The organism is Mesorhizobium sp. WSM4847, from assembly GCF_055811335.1.
The window spans coordinates 1-394 of the sequence record NZ_JBVVPY010000117.1 but is presented as its reverse complement, the minus strand read 5'-3'; the positions used below and the strand labels follow the sequence as shown (position 1 = coordinate 394).

General features: G+C 67.3%; 1 protein-coding gene. It reads right to left on the bottom strand.

The features are described from left to right. Positions 1-394, bottom strand: a 394-nt coding sequence (locus tag AC0L28_RS34775; protein WP_473483016.1) for an efflux RND transporter periplasmic adaptor subunit, incomplete at both ends; no start/stop codon positions are given.

The following is a 394-nucleotide window of genomic DNA, read 5'->3' as shown; positions in this document are numbered from 1 at the left end:
CAGGGATGCCGCCGAGCACCAGGCCGGTTGGCGTATCGTCGACCAGATCGATCGGGAAGAACACGACCTTGTTATCCCTGTCGACGGCGCGGATGCCGAGATCGCCCTTGTCGCCCAGCGTCACCACGGAGCGCGGCAGCATGACAGCGTCGGTCGGCTGCGCGCTCAGCGCGATCTCGGCGGTCATCCCGGCCGGAATAGTGCCCTCGGGGTTGGGGATTGCGGTCTCGACGCGGAAGGTGCGGGTGGCGGACGAGGCGTCGCGGCTGATATAGCGCACGGTGCCCTCGACGATCTGGCCGCTGACCAGCCGCACATTCGCCTTGTCGCCGATCTTCAGATAGCCGAGATCACGCTCGCTGACCTCGCCGCGGGCGATCACAGGGTCGAGGCT